At 72.9% G+C, this 25,025-nt stretch carries 26 protein-coding genes and 2 pseudogenes; 11 read left to right on the top strand and 17 right to left on the bottom strand.

All coding sequences use genetic code 11. The features are described 5' to 3' along the window. Position 1 precedes the first annotated feature (1 nt). Positions 2–859 (top strand): dioxygenase family protein, encoded by an 858-nt coding sequence (locus AC3EUJ_RS27810; RefSeq protein WP_431966021.1) that lies wholly within the window; start codon positions 2–4, stop codon positions 857–859. A 19-nt stretch (positions 860–878) separates the two neighbouring features. Here the strand turns inward: AC3EUJ_RS27810 and AC3EUJ_RS27805 are convergent, their stop codons facing one another. Together AC3EUJ_RS27805 and AC3EUJ_RS27800 are read right to left on the bottom strand one after the other, a co-directional pair. After that, a complete protein-coding gene (locus AC3EUJ_RS27805; protein WP_431966019.1) occupies positions 879–1,715 on the bottom strand; it encodes an IclR family transcriptional regulator domain-containing protein in 837 nt (278 codons plus the stop codon). A 612-nt stretch (positions 1,716–2,327) separates the two neighbouring features. Next, entirely contained in the window at positions 2,328–3,254 is a 927-nt protein-coding gene (locus AC3EUJ_RS27800) for a pirin family protein (RefSeq protein ID WP_431966017.1), read from the bottom strand. A 125-nt stretch (positions 3,255–3,379) separates the two neighbouring features. On the opposite strand from AC3EUJ_RS27800, the gene AC3EUJ_RS27795 reads away from it, so the two are divergent. Then, entirely contained in the window at positions 3,380–3,868 is a 489-nt protein-coding gene (locus tag AC3EUJ_RS27795; RefSeq protein WP_431966015.1) for a carboxymuconolactone decarboxylase family protein, read from the top strand. A gap of 74 nt (positions 3,869–3,942) precedes the next feature. On the opposite strand, the gene AC3EUJ_RS27790 is transcribed toward AC3EUJ_RS27795, so the two are convergent. Further along, positions 3,943–4,965 (bottom strand): aldo/keto reductase, encoded by a 1,023-nt coding sequence (locus tag AC3EUJ_RS27790; RefSeq protein WP_431966013.1) that lies wholly within the window; start codon positions 4,963–4,965, stop codon positions 3,943–3,945. A gap of 172 nt (positions 4,966–5,137) precedes the next feature. On the opposite strand from AC3EUJ_RS27790, the gene AC3EUJ_RS27785 reads away from it, so the two are divergent. Together AC3EUJ_RS27785 and AC3EUJ_RS27780 are read left to right on the top strand one after the other, a co-directional pair. Beyond that, the gene (locus AC3EUJ_RS27785) at positions 5,138–5,764 is read left to right on the top strand and encodes a TetR/AcrR family transcriptional regulator (protein ID WP_431966011.1); all 627 of its coding nucleotides are present in this window, start codon (positions 5,138–5,140) and stop codon (positions 5,762–5,764) included. 312 nt (positions 5,765–6,076) lie between these two features. Further along, positions 6,077–6,514 (top strand): Fur family transcriptional regulator, encoded by a 438-nt coding sequence (locus AC3EUJ_RS27780; protein WP_431966009.1) that lies wholly within the window; start codon positions 6,077–6,079, stop codon positions 6,512–6,514. A gap of 233 nt (positions 6,515–6,747) precedes the next feature. Here the strand turns inward: AC3EUJ_RS27780 and AC3EUJ_RS27775 are convergent, their stop codons facing one another. Further along, the gene (locus AC3EUJ_RS27775) at positions 6,748–7,722 is read right to left on the bottom strand and encodes a D-cysteine desulfhydrase family protein (RefSeq protein ID WP_431966007.1); all 975 of its coding nucleotides are present in this window, start codon (positions 7,720–7,722) and stop codon (positions 6,748–6,750) included. Between the two features lie 319 nt (positions 7,723–8,041). On the opposite strand from AC3EUJ_RS27775, the gene AC3EUJ_RS27770 reads away from it, so the two are divergent. Both AC3EUJ_RS27770 and AC3EUJ_RS27765 read left to right on the top strand, forming a co-directional pair. Then, positions 8,042–8,296, top strand: a complete 255-nt coding sequence (locus AC3EUJ_RS27770) for a hypothetical protein (RefSeq protein WP_431966005.1) — start codon at positions 8,042–8,044, stop codon at positions 8,294–8,296. A 228-nt stretch (positions 8,297–8,524) separates the two neighbouring features. Next, positions 8,525–8,689, top strand: a pseudogene (locus tag AC3EUJ_RS27765) (transcriptional regulator); the annotation flags it as partial. Here AC3EUJ_RS27765 and AC3EUJ_RS27760 read toward each other — a convergent pair. From AC3EUJ_RS27760 to AC3EUJ_RS27745, 4 genes are all read right to left on the bottom strand, one after another. Next, entirely contained in the window at positions 8,679–9,257 is a 579-nt protein-coding gene (locus AC3EUJ_RS27760; protein WP_431966003.1) for a chloramphenicol phosphotransferase CPT family protein, read from the bottom strand. The pseudogene AC3EUJ_RS27765 and the gene AC3EUJ_RS27760 overlap by 11 nt on opposite strands. Positions 9,258–9,306: 49 nt before the next feature. Beyond that, positions 9,307–9,450 carry a hypothetical protein gene (locus AC3EUJ_RS27755; RefSeq protein ID WP_431966001.1) on the bottom strand — a complete coding sequence of 48 codons (144 nt, stop codon included), beginning with the start codon at positions 9,448–9,450 and terminating at the stop codon, positions 9,307–9,309. Between the two features lie 207 nt (positions 9,451–9,657). Then, on the bottom strand, positions 9,658–9,927 hold the full coding sequence (locus AC3EUJ_RS27750; protein WP_431965999.1) for a hypothetical protein: 270 nt from the start codon (positions 9,925–9,927) through the stop codon (positions 9,658–9,660). 148 nt (positions 9,928–10,075) lie between these two features. Continuing rightward, a complete protein-coding gene (locus AC3EUJ_RS27745) occupies positions 10,076–10,690 on the bottom strand; it encodes a TetR/AcrR family transcriptional regulator (RefSeq protein ID WP_431965997.1) in 615 nt (204 codons plus the stop codon). Between the two features lie 131 nt (positions 10,691–10,821). Here AC3EUJ_RS27745 and AC3EUJ_RS27740 point away from each other — a divergent pair, with 131 nt between their 5' ends. Next, positions 10,822–11,382 (top strand): ester cyclase, encoded by a 561-nt coding sequence (locus tag AC3EUJ_RS27740; RefSeq protein ID WP_431965995.1) that lies wholly within the window; start codon positions 10,822–10,824, stop codon positions 11,380–11,382. Between the two features lie 48 nt (positions 11,383–11,430). On the opposite strand, the gene AC3EUJ_RS27735 is transcribed toward AC3EUJ_RS27740, so the two are convergent. The 7 genes and pseudogenes from AC3EUJ_RS27735 to AC3EUJ_RS27705 all read right to left on the bottom strand — a co-directional run bounded on the left by AC3EUJ_RS27735 (position 11,431) and on the right by AC3EUJ_RS27705 (position 18,294). After that, entirely contained in the window at positions 11,431–12,000 is a 570-nt protein-coding gene (locus AC3EUJ_RS27735; RefSeq protein WP_431965993.1) for a TetR/AcrR family transcriptional regulator, read from the bottom strand. A gap of 5 nt (positions 12,001–12,005) precedes the next feature. Beyond that, positions 12,006–13,082, bottom strand: a pseudogene (locus AC3EUJ_RS27730) (amidase); the annotation flags it as partial. Between the two features lie 147 nt (positions 13,083–13,229). Then, positions 13,230–14,207: an ABC-2 transporter permease gene (locus tag AC3EUJ_RS27725; RefSeq protein ID WP_431965991.1), complete on the bottom strand. Its 978-nt coding sequence runs from the start codon at positions 14,205–14,207 to the stop codon at positions 13,230–13,232. 174 nt (positions 14,208–14,381) lie between these two features. Next, positions 14,382–15,332, bottom strand: coding sequence for a MerR family transcriptional regulator (locus tag AC3EUJ_RS27720; protein WP_431966059.1), 951 nt, complete (start codon positions 15,330–15,332; stop codon positions 14,382–14,384). A gap of 57 nt (positions 15,333–15,389) precedes the next feature. Further along, entirely contained in the window at positions 15,390–17,039 is a 1,650-nt protein-coding gene (locus AC3EUJ_RS27715) for an FAD-dependent oxidoreductase (protein WP_431965989.1), read from the bottom strand. Then, positions 17,036–17,698, bottom strand: coding sequence for a DUF5987 family protein (locus AC3EUJ_RS27710; protein WP_431965987.1), 663 nt, complete (start codon positions 17,696–17,698; stop codon positions 17,036–17,038). The genes AC3EUJ_RS27715 and AC3EUJ_RS27710 overlap by 4 nt, the downstream gene beginning before the upstream one ends. Before the next feature lie 2 nt (positions 17,699–17,700). Continuing rightward, positions 17,701–18,294, bottom strand: a complete 594-nt coding sequence (locus AC3EUJ_RS27705; protein ID WP_431965985.1) for a hypothetical protein — start codon at positions 18,292–18,294, stop codon at positions 17,701–17,703. 195 nt (positions 18,295–18,489) lie between these two features. Between AC3EUJ_RS27705 and AC3EUJ_RS27700 the strand changes: the two genes are divergently transcribed. Beyond that, positions 18,490–19,179 (top strand): FadR/GntR family transcriptional regulator, encoded by a 690-nt coding sequence (locus AC3EUJ_RS27700; protein WP_431965983.1) that lies wholly within the window; start codon positions 18,490–18,492, stop codon positions 19,177–19,179. On the opposite strand, the gene AC3EUJ_RS27695 is transcribed toward AC3EUJ_RS27700, so the two are convergent. Beyond that, positions 19,151–19,609 (bottom strand): SDR family NAD(P)-dependent oxidoreductase, encoded by a 459-nt coding sequence (locus AC3EUJ_RS27695; RefSeq protein WP_431965981.1) that lies wholly within the window; start codon positions 19,607–19,609, stop codon positions 19,151–19,153. The two genes, AC3EUJ_RS27700 and AC3EUJ_RS27695, sit on opposite strands and share 29 nt — an antisense overlap. A 233-nt stretch (positions 19,610–19,842) precedes the next feature. Here AC3EUJ_RS27695 and AC3EUJ_RS27690 point away from each other — a divergent pair, with 233 nt between their 5' ends. Both AC3EUJ_RS27690 and AC3EUJ_RS27685 read left to right on the top strand, forming a co-directional pair. Beyond that, positions 19,843–20,586 carry an HAD family hydrolase gene (locus AC3EUJ_RS27690; protein ID WP_431965979.1) on the top strand — a complete coding sequence of 248 codons (744 nt, stop codon included), beginning with the start codon at positions 19,843–19,845 and terminating at the stop codon, positions 20,584–20,586. Beyond that, entirely contained in the window at positions 20,583–22,922 is a 2,340-nt protein-coding gene (locus AC3EUJ_RS27685; RefSeq protein ID WP_431965977.1) for a glycoside hydrolase family 65 protein, read from the top strand. The genes AC3EUJ_RS27690 and AC3EUJ_RS27685 overlap by 4 nt, the downstream gene beginning before the upstream one ends. Before the next feature lie 209 nt (positions 22,923–23,131). Here the strand turns inward: AC3EUJ_RS27685 and AC3EUJ_RS27680 are convergent, their stop codons facing one another. Further along, a complete protein-coding gene (locus AC3EUJ_RS27680; protein WP_431965975.1) occupies positions 23,132–24,346 on the bottom strand; it encodes an MFS transporter in 1,215 nt (404 codons plus the stop codon). 160 nt (positions 24,347–24,506) lie between these two features. Between AC3EUJ_RS27680 and AC3EUJ_RS27675 the strand changes: the two genes are divergently transcribed. Then, the gene (locus AC3EUJ_RS27675; protein ID WP_431965973.1) at positions 24,507–24,977 is read left to right on the top strand and encodes a MarR family winged helix-turn-helix transcriptional regulator; all 471 of its coding nucleotides are present in this window, start codon (positions 24,507–24,509) and stop codon (positions 24,975–24,977) included. The last annotated feature ends 48 nt before the right edge of the window (positions 24,978–25,025 follow it).

Raw genomic sequence — 25,025 nt, 5'->3', positions numbered from 1 at the left:
CATGTTCGTCAACGAGGACAACCTCACCGAGCTGGCGGCCCAGCGCTGGGCGACCTCGCACGACCCCCGCCAGGCGGAGCTGCTGTCGGCCCTGGTCCGGCACCTCCACGCGTTCGCCCGCGAGGTGGAACTCAGCGAGGACGAATGGATGGCCGCGATCCAGTGGCTGACCGAGGCGGGCCGGATCAGCGACGACAAACGTCAGGAACTCATCCTCGCCTCCGACGTGTTCGGGCTGAGCACGCTCGTCGTGCAGTTGAACAACAGGTTCGCGCCGCAGGCCACCCCCGCCACCGTCCTCGGCCCCTTCCACATCGACGGATCGCCCGCCGCCCCGTACGGCTTCGACATGTCCGACGGCATCCCCGGAACGCCGCTGTTCATCACCGGCAAGGTCATCGACCTCGACGGCAAGCCCGTTCCCGGGGCCGTGCTCGACGTGTGGCAGGCGGACGCCGACGGCGCCTACGAGGCTCAGCTCCCCGAGATCGACGAAGCCCGGCTGCGCGCCAAGTACCGCACCCGGGAGGACGGCACCTACTGCGTCCGCACCATCGCCCCGCTCGGCTACGCCATCCCCATGGACGGACCGGTCGGCGACCTGATCGGCACCACCGACATCAGCCACTACCGGCCCGCGCACGTCCACTTCCTCATCGACGAGCCCGGGTACGAGCGGCTGATCACCCATCTGTTCCAGGAGGGCAGCGACTACCTGGACAGCGACGTCGTCTTCGGCACGAAGGAGGCGCTGGTGGTGCGGTTCACCGAACGGCCGGCGGGACCCGCGCCCGACGGAACGGCCCTGGACGCGCCGTACTTGCAGGCCGAGTACGACTTCGTCCTGCAGTCCGGCTGAGCGGCCCCGGACGGACGCGTCAGCCCGTGGTAATACCGCCGGGGGCTGACGCCGCCGGCCGGACCTCGCCGTGCGGGCGGCTCTGCCACAGCGCCCAGTCCGCCGAGACGTCCCCGGCCGCGCGCAGCAGCAGGGGGAGGTACGTGCCGGTGAGCACCTCCACACTGGTCTCGGCGGCGTGCACGGTGACGTTCATCGCCGCGCGGACCACCCCGTCGCCGTCCCGCACCGGCACGGCGACCGAGCGTACGCCGGGGGCGAGTTCCTCGTCGGCCAGCGCCCAGCCGCGGGCCCGGACGGTGCGCAGCTCCGCGGCGAGCTCCCCGGGCGGCCGCCGCGTGGACTCCGGCAGCCCCGAGCGGCTGGGCTCGGCCAGGACGGCCTCCAGCTCCTGCGGCCCCAGGGCGGCCAGCAGCACCTTGCCCTGGGAGGTCTGCGGCGCGGGGAACCGGGTCCCGATGTCCACCCGCAGCGCGATGATCTTCGGCACGGATACCCGGGCCACATAGACGATGTCCGAACCGTCCAGCTGCGCCATCGAGGACGACTCCCCGGTCCGGGAGACCAGCGCCTCCATGTGGGGGCGGGCCACGTCCCACAGGCCGAGCGAGCCGACATAGGACATGCCCAGGCGCAGCACGCGCGGCGTGAGGGTGAACGCGCCCTGGTCGGCGCGGACGTAGCCGAGCTCCTCCAGCGTCAGCAGCAGGCGGCGCGCGGTCGGCCGCGCCAGCCCCGTCGCGGTGGCGATCTCGCTCAGTGACAGCCGGCGGTTCCGGGCGTCGAAGCAGCCGAGCACGTCCAGCCCGCGGGCCAGCGCCTCCACGAAATCCGGACCGCTTCCGCGCCCTGCCATCCGATGCCTCCCGCGTCCACGACGGCGATGCCCGGCCCGCCGGTGACCGCAGGGCGGACCGCCCGCAGACGGCGTCGCGCCTGCGTCCGATCCCCTTCACCGGCCCCCGCCTGCGCAGGCATCCTCTCGGTGGCCATTATACGGACGATCGTCCGAGGCCGACGCGACCCGCGGCGCCGTCGTCGGCCCGTTCGCGGGCAACCTCATCGGGTCGGCCCTCTTCGCGCTCGTGGTGCACGGCAGCGGAAGTCGACACCGCGGGCACCGCTCCCGGGCACACCGCGCCGGCTCACGCCCTGCTCACCGCCCTGCTCAAGACGAAGGCCGCGCAGTCCGGCGGGGCACTGTTCCTCCGCGCGTTCGCCGGCTCCGGCTTCGAGCACGTGCCGGACGCGACGGCCGCCGGCTTCGCGCGCAACCTGTTGTTCGTGGGCCTCGGCAACCTCGTCGGCAGCGGTCCGCTGGTCGGCGCGGCGTACGCGTTCGTGGGCCGTGGGCCGGGAACGGCCGCCGGCGGGCCCGCCGCCATGGAGACGCCGGAGACCGTCCCGGTCCGAGCGGCACCCGACGGTCCGGCGGCGGGCACGGGTGGCCGCCGCCGGACCGGGCCGGTCAGTGCGTGTTCCCTCGCGGCTTCAGCGGCACGTGCGGCAGTTCGGGGGCGGGCAGCGCGTCGCCGTCGTAGCCCTTGACCTCACCGAACCGGGTGCCCTTCATCCAGTCGGAGCGGGCCTGTTCGATGTCCTCCTGCGTGCGGCCGATGAAGTTCCACCACATGATGATCTGCTCGCCGAACGGCGGCCCTCCGAGCAGCACCGCCCGGGCGGGGGCGTCGGCGTGGTTGGTCAGGGTCAGGGTGTCGCCGCCGGGAGCGAGGTAGCCGAGTTCGGCCGGGCTCAGCCGCGTCCCGGCCATCTCGACGTCGCCGCTGTCGACGAGCAGGCCGTGCTCGTGGGCAGGGTCGATCGCCAGGGTGACGGTCGCACCGGGATCGAGGGCGAGCTCGGCGCCGAGCAGCGGGGTGAAGGTCGTCACCGGCGAGGTGTCGCCGGCCAGGGAACCGAGGAACACCCGGGCCACGCCGCCGCCGAGCACCACGGGCTGCGGGACGTAGTGCTGGAAGGCGGGGGCGGTGTCACGGTGCCGCTCGGGAAGCGCGACCCACAGCTGGACGCCGTGCAAAACCGTGGTGCCCTCGGTGGAGACCTCGGAGTGGCTGATGCCGTGCCCGCCGGTCATGAGATTGAGCTCGCCGGGCCGCACGTAGGCGTGCGTCCCGAGACTGTCGCGGTGCTCGATCTCGCCGCTGAAGAGCCAGCTCACCGTCTGGAGCCCGGTGTGCGGGTGGGGCGCGACGTCCATGCCCCCGGTGTCGGAGACGTCGTCCGGACCGTAGTGGTCGGCGAAGCACCAGGCACCGATCAGCGAGCGGTTCCGCTGCGGCAGGGTACGCCGCACCGTCATCGCGCGGGGTCCGCCGAGCGGGACGTCGCGGGCGGACAGGATCTCCACGGGGGTTCTCGCCTGGGACTGGCTCATGTCGCGCTTCTCACACAACGACTGCTTCGAATTTCAACAATCATAGAGGTGATGATACGGCGATGCCCGCGAGGTACGACGGGGCATCCCTCGGTGGCCGGAGACGGCCCGGCGAAGGAGTGCTGGTGAGCGACACCACGGCGGTTCGGCAGGGCAGGCGGATCTTCATCGACAAGCAGAGTCCGCGCGCCTACAAGGCGATGCTGGCGGCCGCCGAGACCGTGCGGGCCGTGGCCGCCGAGGCCGGGCTCGAACACGACCTGGTGGAACTGGTGAACATCCGCGTGTCGCAGCTGAACGGCTGCGCCTTCTGCCTCGACCGGCACACCAGGGCCGCCCTCGGCGCGGGGGAGACCCCGCAGCGGGTGACCGTGCTGCCGGCCTGGCGCGACACCCAGCTGTTCACCGCGCGCGAGCGGGCCGCGCTCGCGGTGGCCGAGGTGACCACGGACCCCACCGACGCCACCGCCCAGGAGCAGGCATACCAGGCCGCACGCGAGGTGTTCAGCGACGACGAGCTCTCGGCCCTCATCTGGGTGGCGATCACCATCAACTCCTTCAACCGGGTCTCCATCATGAGCAAGCACCCGGTCCGTCCCGGCCCGAAGCAGTGAGGCACGACCGTGGGCGAAGGGGCGCGGCCCGCCGTTGATGACGGCAGGACCGCGCCCTTCCCGCTGCGCCGGGATCAGCCCATCGGCTCCCGCTGGGCACCCGGGCCGCTCTGCACCCGCTCGATGTACTCCGGGGCGAGGCGGCTGACCTCGTCGAGCGCGGCGAGGTCGTCCTCGGTGAGCGTGAGCCCGGCCGCGGCGAGGTTGTCCCGCAACTGGTCCATACGGGTCGCGCCGACCAGCACGCTGCTGACCCCGGGCTGCTGCATCACCCAGGCGAGGGCCACCTGGGCGACCGTCGCACCGTGCCGCCCGGCGATCTCGTCGAGGCGGTCGACGACGTCGTAGCCGCGTGTCTCGTCGACCGGCGGGTTCGAGCCCTTGCCCCAGCGCGTCGACAGGTCGCGCTCCGCGTCGCGGCGGAACTTGCCGCTCAGGAAGCCGCCCGCGAGGGGGCTGTAGACCAGCAGCCCCAGCCCCTGGTCGCGCACGGCGGGAAGGATCTCGCGCTCGATGTCCCGGCCGACGAGGGAGTAGTAGGCCTGCAGCGAGACGAAGTGCTCGAGGTCGTGCAAGGCCGAGACGCCCAGCGACTTCATCAGCTGCCAGGCAGCGAGGTTGGAGGCGCCGATGTAACGCACCTTGCCCTGGCGGACCGCGTCGTCGAGCGTGCGCAGCGTCTCCTCGAGCGGCGTCAGCGGGTCGAAGCTGTGGATCTGGTACAGGTCGATCCGGTCCGTGCCCAGCCGCCGCAGGCTGTCCTCCAGCTGACGCATGACATGCACGCGGGACAGGCCCATGTCGTTGGGGCCGGTGCCCATCCGGGCGAAGACCTTCGTGGCGAGGACGACGTCGTCGCGCCGCCCGCCGAGTATCCGCCCGAGCACCTCCTCCGACTCGCCGTCGGAGTAGACGTTCGCGGTGTCGATCAGGTTCACGCCGGCGTCGAGCGCGGCGTCCAGCATCTTGCCGGACTCGGTGTCGCCGAGGCCGCCGAGCACCTTCCAGAAGTCGTGGTCGCCCCCGCCGAAGGACATGGTGCCCAGGCCGAGCCGGGACACCAGGAGTCCGGTGTTGCCAAGTCGCGTGTAGCGCATGTCGTCGTCTGCCTTGCCTTTTACGTGTCACTGCCTGGCGGACCGGACAGCGGTGCTCCGTTCACAGGGCACATCGGACAGTATGCACGACACGGTGTCGGACATGCTGTCCGACGCAGTACGGTGATCTGCGGACGAAGACAGTGGGCGTCCGGTCAACCAGGGAGCACGCATGGCATCGATCACCCGCCCGATCCGCCGGACCGGGCGCCGCGCGGATTCCGAGGCCGCGATCCTCGCCGCCACCGAGCGGCTCCTCCAGGCCGGCGCGACCTTCACCGAGCTCGGCGTCCAGCGCATCGCCGCGGAGGCCGGCGTGGCTCGGTCGACCTTCTACCTGTGCTTCCGGGACAAGAGCGACCTGCTGATCCGGCTCACCGCACACATGAAGGAAGGCCTGTTCCGGATCGGCGGCGACTGGCGGCCCACCGGCCCCGGCGGCGGCCCCGACGGCCTGGCGGTGATCTACGCCGAGCAGTTGCGCTACTACCGCGAGCGCGGACCACTGCTCGCCGCCATCGCGGAAGTGGCGGCCTACGACGCACAGATGCGCGAGGCGATGGTGCGGGAGATCGACCGGTTCACCCGGCACATCGCCTCGCTGATCGAGGAGGAGCAGGAGGCCGGCCGCCTCCACCAGGGGGTGGACGCGCAGGCCGCCGCCCAGGTGCTGGCCTGGGGCGGCGAGCAGGTCATCGCACGCCAGGTGGCGATCGGCGACCCGGACCGGGACGAGGCGGTGGCCCGCGACCTCGCCGATTCGCAGTGGTACGGCACTTTCCGGCGGCCGCGGGTCTGACCCGTCCTGCACGGCGGAACGTCCGTGCGCAAGATTTGGCGCGGTCGATTCTCGCCTTTACGTTCGGGGGGCGGGAGACGAGAGCCGCAGCCCTTCCCCCACCCCGGAGCGAACTCGACCAGCCGCTGCCCGCACGCCGGGTCGTCTGCGCCACCTGCCACACGACCGAGACCGCCGCCTGAGTGCGGCCACGACGGCACGTGGACTAGAGTTGACTTTGTCAAATCTCGTGCGCATCGTCGGGCGGCGGCCGGCCGCAACCCCTGCGAGCCGCCGCCCGCGCCGCGACCCGGAAGGAGCGTGACGCCGGCCATGGAGCAGTCTGTGGGCGACCTGCTCAGGAGCAAGGGCCTGCGCAGTACGGCACAGCGCCGCGCCATCCTCACCGCCCTGCGGGGCCATCCCCACTCCACCGCCGCCGAACTCGAGGCGAGGATCGGCGCCGGCGTCCCGGGCCCGGGAGGACTGTCCAGGCAAGGCCTCTACAACGTGCTCGACGACCTCACCAGGGCGCAGTTGATCCGCTGCATCGAACCCGCCGGATCCGCGGCACGCTACGAACTGCGCGTCGGCGACAACCACCACCACCTGGTGTGCCGCAACTGCGGCCGCATCGAGGACGTCGACTGCACGGTCGGGGCGGCGCCCTGCCTGGACCCCGTGGAGGACAAGGGGTTCGTCATCGACGAGGCCGAGATCACCTGGTGGGGCCAATGCGCCGAGTGCCGGAAGTCGGCCACCGGCGCGTGAGCGATCCGCCCAACAGGCACACCGCGCCCGCCCGGCACCGGGCCCCTGGATCCGCACCCCGGGTCCAGGGCCCCGCTCAGGGCGTTCACGCTCGGAGGCTCCCGCGCGCGCTTCACCCGGCTCACCTACCCGGACGCGGAGCACCGGCTCGCCCTGTGGTTCACCGGCCCCGCGGCCGCGCGGCCGCTTCGTCGACGCCGTCCTGCGCGACGGGGCGTGAACGTCTGGGCCCGTCAGCTCCGTTCGTATGGCCGCAGCGCGGCGACCGAGCGGCGTACGGCCTCGGCGTGCCCGAACAGCCCGGGCAGGCCGCCGGTGTGCAGGAAGACGGTGCGCTGTCCGCGGCGGATGTCGCCGTCGCGTACGGCGGCGAACAGCCCCGCCATGGCGCGGCCGGTGTAGGTGGGGTCCAGGGCGACGCCCTCGGTGGCCGCCGTCGTCCGCATGGCCTCCAGGACCGGTTCGTGGAGCGTCGCGTAGCCGGCGCCGACCTGGTCGGTGCGGATGCGCAGCGAGTCCGGGGCGACGGCACGGCGGGCGACCGCCCCGGCCAGGTCCGCCACGACCGCGGCGGGTTCGGTCACGGCCCCGCAGTGGACGCCGAGGACCCGTTCCTCGCCCAGCGCGGTGACCAGGCCGGCCATGGTGCCGCCGGAGCCGAGTGCCACCACCACGTGCGCGACGCCGGGCAGTTGGGCCTGGAGCTCCTCGCCGCCCTCGACGTAGCCGCGCGCACCGATGGGACTGGAACCGCCGAAGGGGATCAGGTGGGGCAGCGCGCCCTCGCCGCGCAGTCGCCCGCAGACGTCCTCGGCGACGCCCGCGAGGCCGGCCGGCTCGACGTCGCCGGACCAGACGACCCTGGCTCCGAAGAGGCCGTCGAGGACGAGGTTGCCGGTGCCGGCTTCGGGCTCCTTGCCGGGGAGGACGAGGACGACGTCAAGGCCGAGGCGCGCGCCGGCCGCGGCGGTCAGGCGGGCGTGATTGCTCTGCGCCGCGCCGACCGTCACCAGCGTGTCCGCGCCCGCGTCGAGTGCCTCGCCGATCGTCCACTCCAGCTTGCGGACCTTGTTGCCGCCGCCGCCCAGTCCCATGAGGTCGTCACGCTTGATCCACAGGTCGTCGGCGTCCAGGCCGAGGGCGGCGGCCAGCCGCGGCATGGACTCGACGGGGGTGGGCCAGGCGGACAGCGTGATCTTGCCGGGCATCGGCTGCGCTCCAGGGTCTGACGGCTACGGTGACCGGCGTTCGGGGGCGCCGGAGGAGTCCATTGTGGGCGACGCGGGCCGGCCCTCCGCTCCGGCAGGACGGGCGGCGGCGCGGTGGCTGCGGCCACGGGGCGGAGGGGCACTCGAATATCTCTCCCTGAGGAGGTGGGATCGCCGTGAGTGAGTTCGAGCGCTCCATGAACATGACGGCCTCCGCGGACCGCGTCTTCGACCGGGCGGAGGACCTCGGCCGCATGGATTCCTGGCTCCCGGACGAACTGCACGTCCGCTCCGCGCCGCCGAACCGTCCGCCGTCACCGTGCACGACGACGACACGGGACGAGACGCGGCCGCGCTGTTCCGGGCCGACCGCACGCGCAGACGTCTGGAGTGGGGCACCCGCGAGGACGACCGCTACGAAGGGTGGCTGCAGGTGGACCGGGCCGACGAGCGGACCAGCGAGGTCACCATCCACCTGTCGTTCTTCGACGAGAGCAGCGCGCCGCCGGTGGACATCGTCGACCAGGCGCTGGACGACAGCCTGCACCGGCTGTCCCGCATGGTCACCGCGTGAGTCCGGCGGGGCGGCCGGGCGCCGGGGCCAACTGTCGGCACCGGCCGCACCGCCGGGGCGAGTGGACGACTCCCGGGAAGACGCACGTCCCAGCGGACCCGGAATCCGCCCCCTCGTGCTCCTCAACGTAAATCCCAGTTTGGACTGAGTCAAATGTTGCCGCCGTCCGGACGCCGGTCGGCGCGGCGTCCCGGGCTTCCTGGGACTCCGGGTACCAGCCATCCACGCGGCCGGCACAGCACACTGAGGGCATGTCTGACCCACGACTGGGGCGTGCTCACCGTGACGGGCAGCGACCTGCGCATCATGGTGTACACCGCCGCACCCGGCACCGAGGACGCCGACCGGCTGGCCCTGCTCACCGTCCTCGGCACACAGGCACTCACCGGGTGACGGCCGTCAGTTGCTCGAACGCGGTCGGAAACGGCCTGCGGGGCAGGAAGTCACGGATGCGGCGGGCGCACTCCGCCGCGGATGCCTCGGTCGTGTCGCACTCGATGTCGTACCGGCCGTGGGCGTGGACGAGGCCGAACTGACGGGCCGCCAGCCCTTCCGGACGGTCCCCGCGCCCGCGCTCGCGCCGCCGGAGTTCCGCGAGCGAGCAGTGCACCCCGACCAGGACGACGTCCCGCGGGGGGAACAGCGCGAGGCAGTCCCGCAGCCGCCACGGCTCGCTGAGCACATGGTCGACCACCACGTTGTTGCCTCCGGCGGCCATGCCGGCGACCGCCCGGTGGAATCCCCGCCAGGTGCGCCGCAGTATGCCCGGCAGTTCCTCCGGGGTCACCTCGTGGCGGGACCGCATGGCGTGGAAGGCGTCCACGGGCATGTGGAAGTAGGTCCCGTCCAGAGTGCGCAGCAACTCCCGGGCGATGCTCGACTTCCCGGAACTGGACGTCCCGTTGAGGAAGACGATGAGGCCGCCGGACCCGGCGTCGGTGGCTGCGTCGGCTTCGGGCAAGGTGCCTCCTCCGCCGCCGCGATGCCGGGGCCGTGACGGGCGGCGCGCCCTACGGCGTCCGCGTGCCGGGCGCGTTGGGGCCTGCCGACGGCTGGGTGGGGGGAGGACTCACGATCCGGTCCTCCACTGCGGACAGGACGAGCATCAGCCCGAGCAGGAACACCGGCAGCCCGAGCACCAACGCGGCGATCATCGCAGATCCTCCGTGTGCGGCGGGGGCGTTCGCCGGCAGCGGGCCTCGGCGTCCGACGGATGGCGGCGGTCGTGGGCACGAGGGGACACGGGCGACATGGGCACCTCCACTTTGGCGTCGCATGCCCGCCTTCCCCGCTTCGGACGTTGTATGGGGGCGCGGCCCTGCGCTCCCGCGTCCCGGTCCCGGGTGCCGCGCCCCGTCGGGTCAGTAGCGGAAGGCGTCGGGGCCGTCGAGCCGCCTGAACCGCCGCGGGTGCGGGATCTGCTCCGGCCGCTGGGCCCACCGGGCGCGGCGGCGCCGGGCCCCTCCGTGCTCGCCCCAGTAGAGGACCGCGACGACACCGGCCGCCGCGCACAGCGACGCACCCACGACGACGCTGTAGACCGTGCCCGCCGAGACGGCCCCGACCACGGCGCCCAGCGCGACTCCCAGCATCCCCGCACCGAAAACGAGCCCGCGAATCTTCAAATCCATGAAGAATCACTCCCTTTCGCAGGAACGCATTCCCCGGTGAACCTCCGTCAATCCACGGATCCCCTTAACGAGTGACACCCGGGCCGGGATTGTGACGCGTCATCACGCCTTTCCGGCCGAATTCCACCGCGGAGGCGGAGTCGCGGTCTCAGGCGAGGGCGGCCGCGGCCGTGCGGTACAGGACTTCCTCGGCCCGGTCCCACGACCAGCCGTTCTCCACCACGAGCGTGCGCCAGCCGGTCGGGCCGAACCAGAACCAGAGCAGATCGGCCGTCTCCTCGGGCGAGTGACGCCGGACGGGCTCACTGACTTCCAGGAAATGCCGGGCCACCGCGCGCAGCGCCTCCCGGTAGTCGGCCGTCGCCCTTTCCCACAGCGCCTCGCCGCTCTCGTGCACGGGAAGCGCCTTGTGAATCGCCTCGTGGGCCCTGAACTGGCTCTCGTTGCCCGCCCGGGTGCCGCCCGCGAGGGCACGGAGGACGCCTTCGGGAGTCCGCACGGCCAGGATGCGCGCGACGGCCTCCTCGTAGCCGGACCGCACGACGGCCTTGTCCACGATCCGGTCCAAAATGTCCGACTTGCTGCCGACGCTCGCGAAGACCGTCTTCGACGCGACCCCGGCCGCCGCCGCGATGTCCGCGACCGTCACCCGTCCGTAGCCGCGTTCGGCGAAGAGCAGCTCCGCCTGTTCGAGGATCAGCGCGCGCGTCCGCGCCGCGGCCTGTTCACGGAGCGGGGAGACGTAAGCGCGCTTGGCGGGCATGGCGCCATCCTACGGGAGATCGATGTCGCTTTGACCTATCCAATCGGTCCTCTCTAACCTCAACATCGGACGTGCGGCTCGCGCGTCCGGCGAGACCGGCCCGCGGGGCGGGCCGGCGAAAGGTGGGAACGATGGCGATGGACGCCAAGGACCTGGCCGAGGGGCTCTTCCGGATCCTGGAGACGGGCGACGCGGCCCTGGCCGCCGAGGTCGTGGACCCCGGCAACCACAACCGTGAGGCGGCCGTCTCGCCCGCGGCCTGTTCGATACCCGGTCCGGCGGGGACGCTGGCCTCGGGCGCGTGGCTCCGCTCTGCCTTCAGCGACCTGCGCTTCCCGGTGCTGGGCATCGCCCGCAACGACGACCAGGTCTGGATCCGGCTGCGCATGCAGGGCCGGCACACGGGCCCGTTCGTCCGCTTCCGCGACGGCGTCCTCGACCAGGCGATCCCCCCCACGGGGCGCGAGGTCGACTTCGAGCAGGTGCACCTGCTCGACCTGCGCGACGGCAAGGTCGTCCGGCACGAGGCACTGCGCGACGACATCACGATGCTGGGCCAGCTCGGTGTCTTTCCCCCCTCACCGGCCGTGACGCTGAGCATGATCGCCTGGAAGGTCTCCGGACGCGCCAAGCGGGCGGCCGACGAGGTCACGAAGCTGGCCGCCGAGGCTGCCGGGCAGGCGCGCGGCTAGAACCCGCGCGCTGGGGTCGGCGGATCGATCCGGGTCGGCCGGCTCGGTTCAGCGGGTGCCCGAGGCGCCCCGGGCCAGCAGGAGCAGCGCGTCCACCAGGCTCTCCGCGGAACTGCCGGTGGCCAGGCGGCGCATCTGCATGCCGAACACCAGGGCCACGACCGTCGAGGCGGCCTCCTCGGCGTCCGGCACGCCGAGGGCGGTCAGGACGGACGCGGCGAGGCGGTCGTAGGCGGCGAAGCACTCCGCCGCGGCCTCCCGCAGCGCGGGGTCGCGGCCGGCCTGGACGTAGAGCTCGAAGGGCGCGAGGTGGGTGCTGTCGAAGCCCGTCCCCGCGGCCACCTGCCCGACCAGCGCGGCAGCGCCCCTGAGGTCGATGCCCTCCTCCTGCCCCTGAGCGGCCAGTTCGGTGAAGCGGCCGGTCTCCTCCGCCACGAAGTGCAGCAGGCTCTCCCGCAACAGGTCGTGCTGTGTGGCGAAGTGGTAGGTGACCGAGCCGAGGGACACCCCGGCCTCCTGGGCGATGCGCCGGTTGGTGAGCGCCGCGACACCGTCCTGACCGATGATCCGCAGGACGGCGGTGATGATGTTCTGGCGGGTGCCGGCGGGGTTGGGCATGCCGGTCATTGTCCCACCGCCGCGGGGGCGCGCTGCTCGTACCAGCGCTGATCGCTCTCCAGCTGCGCGGCGAGCGAGATCAGCTGGGGCTCGCTGTGGGCCGGCCCGAGGAGCTGGGCGCCCACCGGCAGACCGTCGCCGAAGCCCGCCGGGACGCTGATGCCGGGCCAGCCGAGCACGTTCCAGGGCCAGGCGTACGGGCAGGCCGCGATCACGGCCTGGTCGGTCCGCCGGGCGGACAGCTCCGTCAGGGCGCCGACGGCCGGGGGCGGGGTGGCGGTTGCGGGGGTCAGCAGCACGTCGAAGCGGGAGAAGATCTCCCCGATCCGGCGGTGCTGGGCGCCCTCCGCGCGGCGGGCGCGGCGCAGGGCGGCCCCGGCGAGCAGGCGCCCGTTCCGGGCGGCGGTCAGCGTGCGATGGTCGAGGAGCGTACGGTCCGGGACACGGTCGCTCCACTGGCTGACGCCGGCGAACGCACGGGGCAGGAAGCTGAGGCCGATCAGGCCGTAACGCGGCTCGGCCTCCTCCACGTCGTGCCCCAGCCGGGCGAGGGCGTCGGCCAGATCGCCGACCGCGCTGTGCACCGCCGGGTGGAGTGGGGCGCGGGCGGCGACGAACGGGGGCCGCCAGGACACCGCGATCCGCAGCCGGCCCGGTTCGCGTCCGGCGGCCTCGACGGCGGCGATGCCCGGGGGCCGGTGGAGGTCGCCCGGGTGCTGCCCGGCGGCGGCGTCCAGCAGCAGCGCGGCGTCGCCCACGGTACGGGCGAGCGGGCCGTTGACGGTCAGTCCGTGGAAGGACTCGGCGTCCGGCCAGGTGGAGACCCGGCCACGCTGCGGCTTGATGCCCACCAGACGCGTCCACGCCGCGGGAATGCGGACCGAGCCCGCCCCGTCCGAGCCCAGCGCCGCGGCGACCACTGCGGCCGCCACCGCCGCCGCGGCACCGCCCGAGGAGCCCCCGGGGGTGCGCCCGAGGTCCCACGGATTGCGGGTGGCGCCGAAGGCCGGGCCCTCGGTGAACGGCCACTGCCCCAACTCGCTCGCCGGCGGACCGCCCGGAGCGCGCCCGCGCTCGACCGCAAGGTGATGGTGCGGGGTCTCCGACGGCCGAGCACCTCGCCGCACCCGCGGTACGCGCAGAGCGCCGGCGCGGGCGGGCGCGGGCTCTTCCTCGTCGCCCGGTTCGCCCAGCGCTGGGGCGCGCGGCCGGACCGTTCACAGCTCCAGTCACATCTCCGGATACTGGCGGCGCCGCCAGATCCACGCGACCGCGGCGGCGGCCACCGCCCAGCCGAGGAGCACCAGGTAGGGGAAGGCGTACTGGTTGTCCGCGAAGTAGATCGCGTTGTGCTGCGCGTTCACCGACGCCCCGGGCGGCAGCCAGCGGCCGACGGCCCCCAGCGGCTGGGGCAGGAGCAGCCAGGAGACCGCCCCGCCCGAGGACGGGTTGCCCAGCAGCACCATGAGCAACCAGGTCGGCAGGATGGCCCACTTGCCGAACACCATGTAGAACGCCGTGAACACCAGCCCCGAGGTCACCATCGTGAGGGTCAGGATCGCCCAGGACTGCGGGAAGGGCAGGCGCAGCACGTGCAGGCCCCAGTCCACCACCGCGACGATGGACAGGCTGCCGAGCACGGAGTAGACGACGATGGTCAGGAAGCGCTCCAGCGGTCTCAGCTGCTCCGCGTGCACGGTCAGCTGCACCGCGCCGAGGAAGCCCACGATGACCGCGGCGAGCGTGATGTAGAAGATCGCGAGCCCCTGCGGATCGCCGGCCTGCAGCGGTCTGAGGTCGCCCAGGCTCAGCCGCACCCCGGCCTGCTCGGCCGCCGTCGGGGCGGCCGCCGCCAGGACACGGGCCACCGAGGCACCCGCGGCCGGCACCAGGTCGAACGAGACGGCACTGCGCCCGGCCTGCGTCTGCGCCACGGCGAACACACGCTGCCGGTCGACGGCGTCGACGGCGGCCGCCCGCGTGGCGAAGCGCCGCTGGACGAGCCGGGTGCTCAGGCCCGAGTCCATCCGCGCCACGAACTTCTGCAGCTGCGGGGAGTCGTCCACGACGCCGATCGGGACGTTGTGCGGCGTCGGATGCGCCATGGCGAAGCTGTACGAGCCCGCGAACAGCCCCGCGCCCACCGCCAGGAGCAGGACGATGACCACGGCCGGCCGGAAACGTGACAACTCGGAGGGGTGCGTCATCGGCATACCCTCATCGCGCCCTCCGGAAGGCCGGGCCCCTCCCCGGCGGCGTCCCGGCACGGACGGGGATATGAGGCGAACCCGCCGCCCAAATTACTGCCGGTGATCCACCCCCGCTACCTGAAGGGACGTGGGCCCCCGCGCACCGGCACGGCGGGCGCGGAGGCCGTCCGGTCACGCGGCGGCGGCCTCCAGGGCGCGCACGGCCCAGTCGAGGGCGGGCCCGCGGCTCTCCAGTACGGGCCAGCCGTTGACCACCGCGAGCAGCCGGGCGTACCGCTCCCGGCGCGGGTCGGAGGCGGTCCGCAGCCGGGTCAGCAGCCGCCGCCGGAGCTCGGCGTGGTCCGCGCCGCTGTCCGCTCCGCCGTCGCCGTCGCCGGCACCGACGAGTTCCGCGTACTCCGCGACGAAGGCCGCGACGAGCGGACGCGCCCGGACGGAGGCGGGGTCGACACCGGCGGCCACGGCGCGGCCGGCCCGTTCGCCGACCGAGGCGACGACATCGCGTCGCGGCAGCGTGGTCCCGGCACGGGCTCGGTCGGCCGCGTGCTCCTCGACCGCCCGGCGCATCACGGACCGGAAGCCGGGGTCCCGGGACAGCTCGGCCAGCTCCACCCACGCCTGGACCTGTTCCGGGCCGGGGTCCTCGGGCAGCGCCGGGGTGAGGGAGCGGCGCAGGCCCGCGAGCGGGGGGTCGTCCCCGTGGTCACCGGGCACGCCGAGGACGGCGTCGAGGAAGTCGTCGATGAGCCGCCCGCGTTCCTCCGCGGACAGCCTGGCCAGTTCGTCCATGAGCTCCGTCTCCTCCGGGGTGGACCCGCGCCGGGCCACGGCCGACAGCACCGCGCGCCGCCGCCGCAGGGTGCGGATCTGCGCGTCCAGGCCCGCGACGTGGGCCGCCGCGACCTCGGGCAGGGACAGCTCCCGGTCCACGACCCGCCGGATCGTGGCCAGGTCGAGTCCCAGGTCGCGCAGGGTCCGCACGAGCTCCAGCCGAGCCAGGGCCTCGTCGCCGTAGCGGCGGTAGCCGGCCGGGCTGCGGCCGGCCGGCGTCACGATGCCGCGGTCGGAGTAGAAGCGGATGGTCTTGACCGTCAGCCCGGTGCGCCGGGCCAGGTCACCGATCGAGTAGCGCGCGTCGCGTTCACGCCCCCCACTCTGCCGTCTCCCCTTGCGGGAGACTCAAGCCCCCGCTCGGGCCGCCACGGCACGTGCCGCCTCTGCCACGTCGCCCCGGCGGGCCGCGCCGGTGAGCGGATCGCTCGGTGCGTAGCGCACGGCGACGCCGTACTCGGCGCACCGGGCGGCGATGGCCGGGCAGGCGCGTTCCGCGAGGGCCGCGATGGTCAGGGAGGGGTTGACGGTGAGGGAGGTGGGGACGGCCGAACCGTCCGTCACGAACAGGCCGGGGTGGGTGCGCAGTTCGTTGAGCTCGGTCAGCGCGGAGATCGCGGCGGAGTCGCCGAGCCGGCAGGAGGCGAGGGGGTGGGCGGTCACCGTGCCCGCCACGTCTTCGCTCCACGGGCGGACGGTGGCGAGGCCGTCGCTTTCCAGCACCGCCCGCGCGTGGGCGTCGGCCTCGGCCCACCCGCGCCGGGTTCCGGCCGCCGGTGCGAACCGCATGGTGCCCAGGCCCAGCCCGTTGGCCAGCCGGGTGAAACTGCCGGTGAGGGGCGGCACCCCGAAGCTGCCCTCGGCCTCGTCCTCGGTCATGGCGAGCACGGTGAGCCAGGAGCGCCAGCGGGCCCGCAGCTGCTTCTTGGCGACGCCCGACCAGCGCTGCCCGGCGGTCTGGGCGAGGGTGTTGGTGACGGCCGGGAAGTAGATCTGCTGGAGGGTGAAGCGGGTGAACTCCGGCGCCCGCGGGTCGAGGCGGTCGAAGGAGGCCGCGGTGATCGGCATCCCGATGTGCAGCGCCTCGTACGCCACGGTCGCGCTCCGCGACAGCCCGAGCAGGGAGCGGACCTTGCCCTCGTCCATCTCCGCGACGCTGACCCGGTCGCCGTTGCCGGAGAAGTAGCCGCCGACGGCCGGTGGGACCCCGCCCAGGGCGAGCGCCGACCGCTGCAGCAGGACCGGTGTGCCGACCGCGCCCGCGGCCAGCACCAGGACCTTGGTGTGGAAGGTGCCCGCCCCGGTGGGGCAGGTGTAGTCCGCCGGGTCGACGGTGGTGTGGTCGACGGCGTATCGGTAGCCGGGCAGTGTGGACGGGCGGATCAGCTGGACCTCGTGCAGCGGGCGGATCTCGGCACCGTGGGCTTCCGCGGCGGGCAGGTAGTTGAGCAGCATGGACCGCTTGGCGCCGAAGCGGCAGCCCGAGAGCATCCAATTGCAGTCGGTGCAGCGGGCCCGGTCGACGGCGACGGGCACCGGGTTGCAGGTGTGCCCGGCGCGGTCGCAGGCGGCGGCCAGCACGCCGCCCGCGTACGAGACATCGGGCCAGTCGAGCTTCGTCACGGGCAGCGCCTGCTCGACCTGCTCGTACCAGGGGTCGAGGGCGGCGCGGCTGAGGGAGGCGGGCCACAGGCGCCGCCCGGACGTGTCGCGCCGGTCGAAGACGAAGGAGGGCGCGCGCAGTGAGGCGGCGAAGTAGACGACGCTGCCGCCGCCCACGCAGTTGCCCGCGACGACCGAGATGCCGTCGCCCTTGATCACGTCGACGATGCGGGGGTAGGCACCCAGGTTGAGGTCGTGGGTGAAGTCCTCGGTGGCCAGGCGCGGTCCGCGTTCGAGGACGGTGACCCGGGCTCCCGCGGCAGCCAGCTGGTAGGCGGGTATCGCGCCACCGAAGCCGCTGCCGATGACGAGGACATCGGTGGTCTGGGGGCTCATGCGGGGCTCCCGGAGGGGGTGGTGGCGGGGTGCGGCTCGGCGAGGGCCGTGCCGTAGGAGTGGGACGGATAGCGCCACAGGCCGTCGGCGTCGGGCGGTGGGAAGCCGGTCCAGACCAGGCCGGGGTGGCCCTCCGCGAGGGCCTGCGCGGTGTGACGGTGGGCGGCGGTGTCGAAGGCCAGGCCGACGAGGAATGCGAGCAGTTGCCAGACGGCGCGGTCGAGGTCGTCGGCCTGGAAGAGCCCGGCGACCAGGTTCGTACGGTGGTCGAAGGAGAGCCCGACGAAGGGCGGGCGGTCGAGCGGGAGCAGGATGAGCCGGCTGACCGCGTAGGCGGTGGCGCGCGCGTCGAGCAGCGCCGCGATACCTGGCAGGAGCGGGTTCAGCGGGAGGTCGGGCGAGGCCAGCAGGGCGATCGCGCCGGCCTGTACGGCGCCCGGGCCGGGTGCGGCGCCGGCGACGGCGCGGTCGGAGGACGAGCGCCGCTCCCCGGGCACGAGGGTGTCGGCGAAGGCCTCGAGAGTGGAGACGGGCCAGGAGCCGAGCGCGGCGGCCGCGGCGGGCGCTGCCGCGGCCGTGCCGAGCGTGGGCAGGGCGGCGACGGCGGCGGCCAGGCCGCGCAGCACGACGCGCCGGTCGATGGGAGGAGTGGGGGGCATCGTCATCGTCCCGCGCAGAGCAGACTGAAGGGCAGGGTGACGGCCAGTCCCGTCTCGCCCGCCTCGTCGCCGTACGCCTCGAGGGCGTCGGCGAGTTCGGGCACGTGCGGGCGCAACGCGGTCACCAGGTCGCCGATGCCGGCGGTGGCTCCGCCGACCTTGAAGTTCGTCAGGAGCATCGCCGCACGGCGGCCCCGCTTGTCGAACCAGTAGCGGCCGTCCCAGGAGACGTACGGGACGGCGCCGGTGGTGGACTGCACGCTCCAGTGGTCGCGTTGGTAGTAGCGGCACACGGGGAGGGCGAGCGCGAAGCGGGCCGGTTCGGCGAGCAGGAAGCGGACGGCGCCGCCGTTGTCGAGGGTGATGTCGCGCTTGGAGTACTCCACGCATACCGGGTCGGAGAGCCATAGCCAGGGGTCGGGCGTCTCGCCCTCCCCGTAGGCGTGCCAGTCGCAGGCGGCGGCGAACGGCGGCTCGGTGTACGGCTCGGGAGCGTTCGCGGAGGCCGGCGTGGCGGCGGCCGTGGCCGCGGTGGCGGCGAGCAGGGCGGCCGCGGCGGAAGCGAGCAGGCGTGAGGGACGGCGGAAGCGGGGCATGGGCAGACTCCGGCTGTCGTGGGGACGGGGGGTGCGGGGCCTGGGCACCACGCAGGATGCCGGTGACGGGCCATCAGGGCAAGAGGTTGCACACAGACTCATTGAATGAGTGGCTCATCCACTGCCTGAGTGTGTTGACGCTTGGCCCCGTCGCTCGGTGGGCTTGGGCCGGACCGCTTCGAGAGGACGACCACGGTGGAGCCACTGCCCCGCGAGACCATCGTCGACGTACTGGAACGCCGCCTGCAGGAGGACATCCTGGGCGGCACCCACCCGGCAGGCAGCCTGCTGCCCCCCGAACACCGCCTCGCCGAGGGCTACGGCGTCACCCGCACCACGGTGAAACACGCCTTCGGCCGGCTCACCCAGGCCGGCCTACTGGAGACCCGCCACGGCGTCGGCACCCGGGTCCGCGACTACCTGCGCCTCGGCGGCGCGGACCTGCTGCCCATGCTCGTACGGCACAATCCGGAATGGCTGGCCGACATCTTCGAAGTGCGCGCCGGAGTGGGTGCGTTGATCGCCGAACGCGCCGCCGGGGGAACCCCCCGGCAACGCGACCGGCTGCGCACCCTCCTGGACGCCGTCGCCGCTGCCGCCGACCCTGACGCCGTGCAGCTGGCCGACGCCGAGGTCCACCGCGCCCTCGCCCGGGCCACGGGAAATCGCGTCTACGTGCTCCTCACCAACACCCTCTTCGCCGCCTACCTGCCGCTGCGCTCCCGCCTCGTCGCCCCCTTCCGCGACCCGGCCGAGGCCGCCGCCCGCCTGGAACCCCTCGTCACCGCCGTCAGCCACGGCGACGCGAGCGCGGCCCGCACGGCGGCCCGGGCGTACCTGGCCGAGACGCAGCGCATCATGCTGGGGGCGCTGGAGACGTCCTGAGACACTCCCCCGTACTCCGGTCCACCCGGTGCGCAACGGGGGCTGGGGCGGGCCGGTGGGGCGGGGTCAGCGGGCCTGGTGGGCGGGGCGGATCAGGATCTCGTTCGTTGACCGCGACGTGGCCGGGCTGGGTGACTGCGTACGGGACGGCGGCGGCGATGTCCTCGGGCTGGAGGGTCCGCATGGACTCGGCCACGGTCTTCGCCATGGCCTGGATGGCCGGGTTGGTGATGTGGCTGGTCAGCTCGGTCGAGACGAAGCCGGGTACGACAACGACGACCCGCACGCCCCGCTCGGTGACCTCCTGACGGAGCGACTCCGCGAAGGCGGTGACGCCGGACTTCGCGGCGGTCGCCGTACGTCCCGAGGTCGAGGAGACCTGGACCACTGCGCCCTTGCGCTCGAGCAGGTGGGGCAGGGCGGCGAGCACCCGCGTACACCGGCGATGCGGGGCCGCGGTGGCGGTCGCCCCCGGCAAGGGGCTCCGTGGGGCTTCAGCCGGACGATCGTCCCCACGGGCGAAGGGATGAGGCCCGGGGTCACTGGCCCACTCACGGCACCCGCATGTGGTCCAACCCCGCGCCGGCCCGGATTGTTCCCGCGTCCCGGTGGTCCATGGCCGCGGAAGGCATGCGGGCGGTCCGCTGCGGGGAAGCGCGTTGCATGACGAAGACCGGTCTCCCGGAGGGCATCCGGGCCTGCCTGTTCGATCTCGACGGAGTCCTGACCAAGACCGCGGTCGTGCATGCCGCCGCCTGGAAGGAGGTGTTCGACGACTTCCTGCGGCGCCGGGAGGGCGCGGACTTCCGCCCCTTCGACAAGGTGGCCGACTACGACGAGTACGTCGACGGCCGTCCCCGCGCGGACGGCGTGCGGTCCTTCCTCGCCTCGCGCGGCATCGAACTGCCAGAGGGGTCAGCGGACGATCCGCCCGAGCGCGACACGGTGCACGGGGTGGGCAACCGCAAGAACGCGATCCTGCTGGAGAAGATCCGCACCGAGGGCGTCGAGGCGTATCCGGGCTCGGTCCGCTACGTGAAGGCCGTACGCGCGGCCGGCCTGCGGACGGCCGTGGTGTCGTCCAGCGCCAACTGCCGCGACATTCTGATCTCGGTCGGCATCGAGAACCTCTTCGACGTGCGTATCGACGGCGTGGTCGCCGCCGAGCGCAAGCTCCCCGGGAAACCGCGTCCCGACACCTTCCTGGAGGCGGCCCGCGAGTTCGGGCTGGAGGCGAAGGCGGCGGTGGTCTTCGAGGACGCGCTGGCCGGCATGGACGCCGGCCGCTCCGGCCACTTCGGGTACGTCGTGGGCGTGGACCGGGTGGGCCAGGCCGACGCGCTGCGCGCGCACGGCGCCGACATCGTCGTACGGGACCTCGCCGAACTTCTGGAGGCGGACGCGTGATCACCCACTCCTCCTATGTGGTCGAACCGTGGTGCCTGCGGGAGACCGAACTGGACCTCGATGTGCTCGCCCAGAGCGAGTCGGTGTTCGCCCTGTCCAACGGACACGTCGGCTGGCGCGGCAACCTCGACGAGGGCGAGCCCCACGGTCTGCCCGGCTCCTATCTGAACGGTGTCCACGAACGGCACCCGCTGCCGTACGCGGAAGCGGGCTACGGCTACCCGGAGGCCGGCCAGACCGTCATCAACGTCACCAACGGCAAGATCATCCGGCTGCTCGTCAACGACGAGCCCTTCGACGTGCGCTACGGGCGGCTCGTCTCGCACGAGCGCGTCCTGGACCTGCGCGCCGGGGTTCTGCGCCGCACCTGCGAGTGGACCTCCCCAGCCGGCTGCACCATCCGGGTGACCTCGACCCGCCTGGTCTCGCTCACCCAGCGGTCCATCGCCGCGGTGGTGTACGAGGTGGAGGCCGTGGACGACGTGCGGCTGGTCGTGCAGTCCGAGCTGGTGGCCAACGAGCAGCTGCCGACAACGTCGGGCGACCCCCGGGTCTCGGCCGTGCTGGAGTCCCCCCTGCAGCCGGAGGAGAACCTGGGCCTGGACAACCGTCTGCGCCTGGTGCACTCCACCTCGGTCACCGGGCTGCGGGTCGCTGTGGCGGCCGACCACACCGTGGAGGGACCGCCGTCGACCCGGAGCTTCAGCGAGAGCAGCGACGACACCAGCCGGCTCACCGTGACCAGCTCCCTGGCGGCCGGGGAGAAGCTGCGCCTGGAGAAGATGGTCGCCTACAGCTGGTCCCAGGTCCGTTCGCTGCCCGCCGTGCGCGACCAGGTGGAGGCGGCGCTCGCGGGCGCCCGCAGCACCGGCTGGCAGGGGCTGTGCGACGAGCAGCGCGACTACCTCGACGCGTTCTGGGCGCGGGCGGACGTGGAGATCGACGGCGACGCCGAGATCCAGCAGGCGGTGCGCTTCGCCATGTTCCACGTCCTGCAGGCGGGCGCGCGTGCCGAGCAGCGGGCGATCCCGTCGAAGGGACTGACGGGCTCCGGCTACGACGGGCACTCCTTCTGGGACACCGAGACCTTCGTCCTTCCGCTGCTCACCCTGACCTCGCCGGACTCCGTCGCGGAGGCCCTGCGCTGGCGCCAGGCCACGCTGCCCGCCGCCCGGGAACGCGCCCGCCAGCTCGGCCTCAAGGGCGCCGCCTTCCCGTGGCGCACCATCGACGGCTCGGAGGGCTCGGGCTACTGGCCTGCGGGAACGGCCGCCTTCCACATCAACGCGGACATTGCCGACGCGGTCATCCGCTATGTCTCCCTCACCGGCGACGAGGACTTCGAACGCGAGACGGGCGTGGAGATCCTGGTGGAGACCGCCCGCATGTGGCACTCCCTCGGCCACCACGATCCGCACGGGAACTTCCACATCGACGGTGTCACCGGGCCCGACGAGTACAGCGCCATCGCGGACGACAACGTCTACACCAACCTCATGGCCCAGGCGAACCTGCGCGCCGCCGCCGACATGGTCGAACGCCACACCAAGGAGGGCGCGGCCCTCGGCGTCGACGACGAGGAGACGGCAGCCTGGCGGGACGCGGCCGCGGCCATGACGGTCCCGTACGACAGGGCGCTCGGCGTCCACGAGCAGTCGGCGGGCTTCACCCGGCACCAGGCGTGGGACTTCGTCTCCACGCGGCCCGACCAGTACCCGCTGATGCTGCACTTCCCCTACTTCGACCTGTACCGCAGGCAGGTGGTCAAGCAGGCGGACCTCGTACTGGCCATGGTCAAGCAGCCGCAGGCCTTCAGCGAAGAGCAGAAGGCCAGGAACTTCGCCTACTACGAGCCGCTGACGGTAAGGGACTCGTCCCTGTCGGCGTCGACGCAGGCGATCATGGCCGCCGAGGTCGGGCACCTGCGCCTCGCCTACGACTACCTGGGCGAGGCGGCGCTCATGGACCTGCACGACCTGGAGAACAACACCCGCGACGGCCTGCACATCGCCTCCCTCGCCGGCACCTGGGCCGCCCTGGTCGGCGGCTTCGGCGGCATGCGGTACCGCTACGGCTGCGCCGCCTTCGCCCCCCGGCTGCCGGAGAAGCTGCGACGGCTCGCCTTCACGGTGCAGGTGCTGGGGCGGCGGCTCAAGGTGGAGATCACCGGTGCCGCGGCGACGTACACCCTGCTGGAAGGGGAGCCGCTGGAGTTGCGCCACTACGACGACCTGTTCACCGTCGCCATCGACCGCCCTCAGACGCGCAAGGTGCCGGCCCTGCCCCCGCGTACGGCCCCGGAGCAACCGCCGGGCCGCAGTCCCCGGCGCCGCTGACCGCCGCGCTCGCCGACCGGGCCCACCGGCTCACCGGCGTCGCGCGCCGGCGACAGGCGCGGCGCCGGGTCAGCGGCCGGGGAAGCGGGGCAGGTGAGCCGCCGGTGCGGCCCGGTGAGGCGGGTGAGGGCGGTGCTGGTCATGGCGGGGACCGTCGTCGGGTGCGGTGTGGGCGGGGACCGGCATTGCCGGCGTCCCCGCCCCCGCGGTCAGTGCCGGGAGGTGAGGGCCGGCTCCCCGGCGGGCGCGGCCCCGGTGACGACGCGGCTGCGCCGGCCGCCGCGGCCCTTCTCCAGTGCCGCGGAGAGGACCGCGAGCACGAGCGCGGAGGCGGTCAGGACCGCCCCGACGAGGTTCGGCGAGGTGTAGCCGAAACCCGCGGCGATGACGACCCCGCCGAGCCAGGCGGACAGGGCGTTGCCCAGGTTGAAGGCACCGATGTTGACGGCCGAGGCCAGGGTGGGGGCACCGGACGCCTGGTCCAGGACCCGCTTCTGCAGCGGCGGCACGGTCGCGAAGCCCAGGGCGCCGATGAGGAGGATCGTCGCGCCCGCCGTGACCTCGTTGTGCGCGGTGAGGGTGAACAGCGCCAGCACCGCGGCCAGGGCGCCCAGCGCCGTGTAGAGCATCGGCATCAGGGCACGGTCGGCGTACCTGCCGCCGACCAGGTTGCCGACGACCATGCCGACGCCGAAGAGGACCAGCAGCCAGGTGATGGAGGAGTCGGCGAACCCGGTCACCTCGGTCATCATCGGCGCGATGTACGTGATGGCCGCGAAGACGCCGCCGAAGCCGAGCACCGTCATCGCCATGGCCAGCAGGACCTGGACGTTGCGGAAGGCGCCCAGTTCGTGGCGGAGGCGCACACCCTGCGGCTTCGGCACGTCGGGCACCAGCTTGAGGATGCCGGCCAGGCCGACGACTCCGAGGCCCGCGACGACGAAGAAGGTCACACGCCACCCGGCGCTCTGACCGATGAAGGTGCCCAAAGGGACACCGATCACATTGGCCACGGTGAGGCCGGCGAACATCATCGAGATCGCGCGCGCCTTCTTCTCCGGGGCCACCAGTTCGGCGGCGACGACCGAGCCGATGCCGAAGAAGGCGCCGTGGGTGAAGGACGCGAGGATCCGCCCCGCCATCATCACGGCGAAGGAGGGCGCCAGGGCGGAGGCCAGGTTGCCGAGCACGAACAGGCCCATGAGCAGCATCAGCATGTTCTTGCGGGACACCTTGGTGCCGAGCAGCGTCATGATCGGCGCGCCGGTCATCACACCGAGACCATAGCCGGTCACGAGCAGGCCGGCGGTAGGGACGGAGACCCCGAAGTCGGTGGCGACCTCCGGCAGCAGACCCATGATCACGAATTCGGTGGTTCCGATCCCGAAGGCCCCGATGGCGAGGGCCAGGAGCGCGAGAGGCATGGCAGAGACCTTCCAGATGTTGCAGCGGCATCTAACAGGCGCAAACAATAATTGCATACGCGCGATAACGTCAAACGCTGGACATCTTCGGGTGGCGGCTTACCATGGCCAGTGACGGCGAACAGCCTTCGCCCGCAGCCGCCACACGAAGGGGACTTCGATGACCGCCACCGATCCGGCTCTGACCGCCCTCGCCCAGGGGTGGCACGCCCTGTCACTGCTGCACGGACGGATCGAGGGGCGGATCGAGAAGCAGTTGCAGACCCACCACGACCTGAGCGTGCGCGAGTACTCCCTGCTCGACGTCCTGAGCCGGCAGCACGACGGCGAGGGCGGCCACCTGCAGATGCGCCAGGTCGCCGACGCGGTGGTGCTCAGCCAGTCGGCCACGACCCGCCTGGTCACCCGGCTGGAGGACCGCGGCCTGCTGGCCCGCTACCTCTGCCCCACCGACCGGCGCGGCATCTACACGGACGTGACCGAGGCCGGCCTGAAGCTGCTGGAGGAGGCACGACCGACGAACAACACCGCCCTGCGTGCCGCGATGGACGAGGCGGCACTCGTCCCGGAGCTCGCCCCTCTGGTCAAGGCGGTGGAGGACCTGCAGGGCGCGAAGGTCCCGGCTTCCTGACGCGGACCATCCGCGCACGAAGCTATACGGCGCTTGCAATTAACTGCG

Source organism: Actinacidiphila sp. bgisy160, from assembly GCF_057707815.1.
The sequence above is the reverse complement of the archived record's forward strand: the minus strand, read 5'-3'. Positions and strand labels throughout refer to the sequence as shown.

Coding starts and splice junctions, on each gene's coding strand:
- AC3EUJ_RS27705 (WP_431965985.1), bottom strand. CDS start 18,294: ATGCCCCGCTTCCGCCGTCCCTCACGCCTGCTCGCTTCCGCCGCGGCC.
- AC3EUJ_RS27800 (WP_431966017.1), bottom strand. CDS start 3,254: ATGAGCCAGTCCCAGGCGAGAACCCCCGTGGAGATCCTGTCCGCCCGC.
- AC3EUJ_RS27785 (WP_431966011.1), top strand. CDS start 5,138: ATGGCATCGATCACCCGCCCGATCCGCCGGACCGGGCGCCGCGCGGAT.
- AC3EUJ_RS27805 (WP_431966019.1), bottom strand. CDS start 1,715: ATGGCAGGGCGCGGAAGCGGTCCGGATTTCGTGGAGGCGCTGGCCCGC.
- AC3EUJ_RS27810 (WP_431966021.1), top strand. CDS start 2: ATGTTCGTCAACGAGGACAACCTCACCGAGCTGGCGGCCCAGCGCTGG.
- AC3EUJ_RS27775 (WP_431966007.1), bottom strand. CDS start 7,722: ATGCCCGGCAAGATCACGCTGTCCGCCTGGCCCACCCCCGTCGAGTCC.
- AC3EUJ_RS27745 (WP_431965997.1), bottom strand. CDS start 10,690: ATGCCCGCCAAGCGCGCTTACGTCTCCCCGCTCCGTGAACAGGCCGCG.
- AC3EUJ_RS27690 (WP_431965979.1), top strand. CDS start 19,843: ATGACGAAGACCGGTCTCCCGGAGGGCATCCGGGCCTGCCTGTTCGAT.
- AC3EUJ_RS27680 (WP_431965975.1), bottom strand. CDS start 24,346: ATGCCTCTCGCGCTCCTGGCCCTCGCCATCGGGGCCTTCGGGATCGGA.
- AC3EUJ_RS27780 (WP_431966009.1), top strand. CDS start 6,077: ATGGAGCAGTCTGTGGGCGACCTGCTCAGGAGCAAGGGCCTGCGCAGT.
- AC3EUJ_RS27735 (WP_431965993.1), bottom strand. CDS start 12,000: ATGCCCAACCCCGCCGGCACCCGCCAGAACATCATCACCGCCGTCCTG.
- AC3EUJ_RS27755 (WP_431966001.1), bottom strand. CDS start 9,450: ATGATCGCCGCGTTGGTGCTCGGGCTGCCGGTGTTCCTGCTCGGGCTG.
- AC3EUJ_RS27725 (WP_431965991.1), bottom strand. CDS start 14,207: ATGACGCACCCCTCCGAGTTGTCACGTTTCCGGCCGGCCGTGGTCATC.
- AC3EUJ_RS27740 (WP_431965995.1), top strand. CDS start 10,822: ATGGCGATGGACGCCAAGGACCTGGCCGAGGGGCTCTTCCGGATCCTG.
- AC3EUJ_RS27790 (WP_431966013.1), bottom strand. CDS start 4,965: ATGCGCTACACGCGACTTGGCAACACCGGACTCCTGGTGTCCCGGCTC.
- AC3EUJ_RS27715 (WP_431965989.1), bottom strand. CDS start 17,039: ATGAGCCCCCAGACCACCGATGTCCTCGTCATCGGCAGCGGCTTCGGT.
- AC3EUJ_RS27710 (WP_431965987.1), bottom strand. CDS start 17,698: ATGCCCCCCACTCCTCCCATCGACCGGCGCGTCGTGCTGCGCGGCCTG.
- AC3EUJ_RS27750 (WP_431965999.1), bottom strand. CDS start 9,927: ATGGATTTGAAGATTCGCGGGCTCGTTTTCGGTGCGGGGATGCTGGGA.
- AC3EUJ_RS27675 (WP_431965973.1), top strand. CDS start 24,507: ATGACCGCCACCGATCCGGCTCTGACCGCCCTCGCCCAGGGGTGGCAC.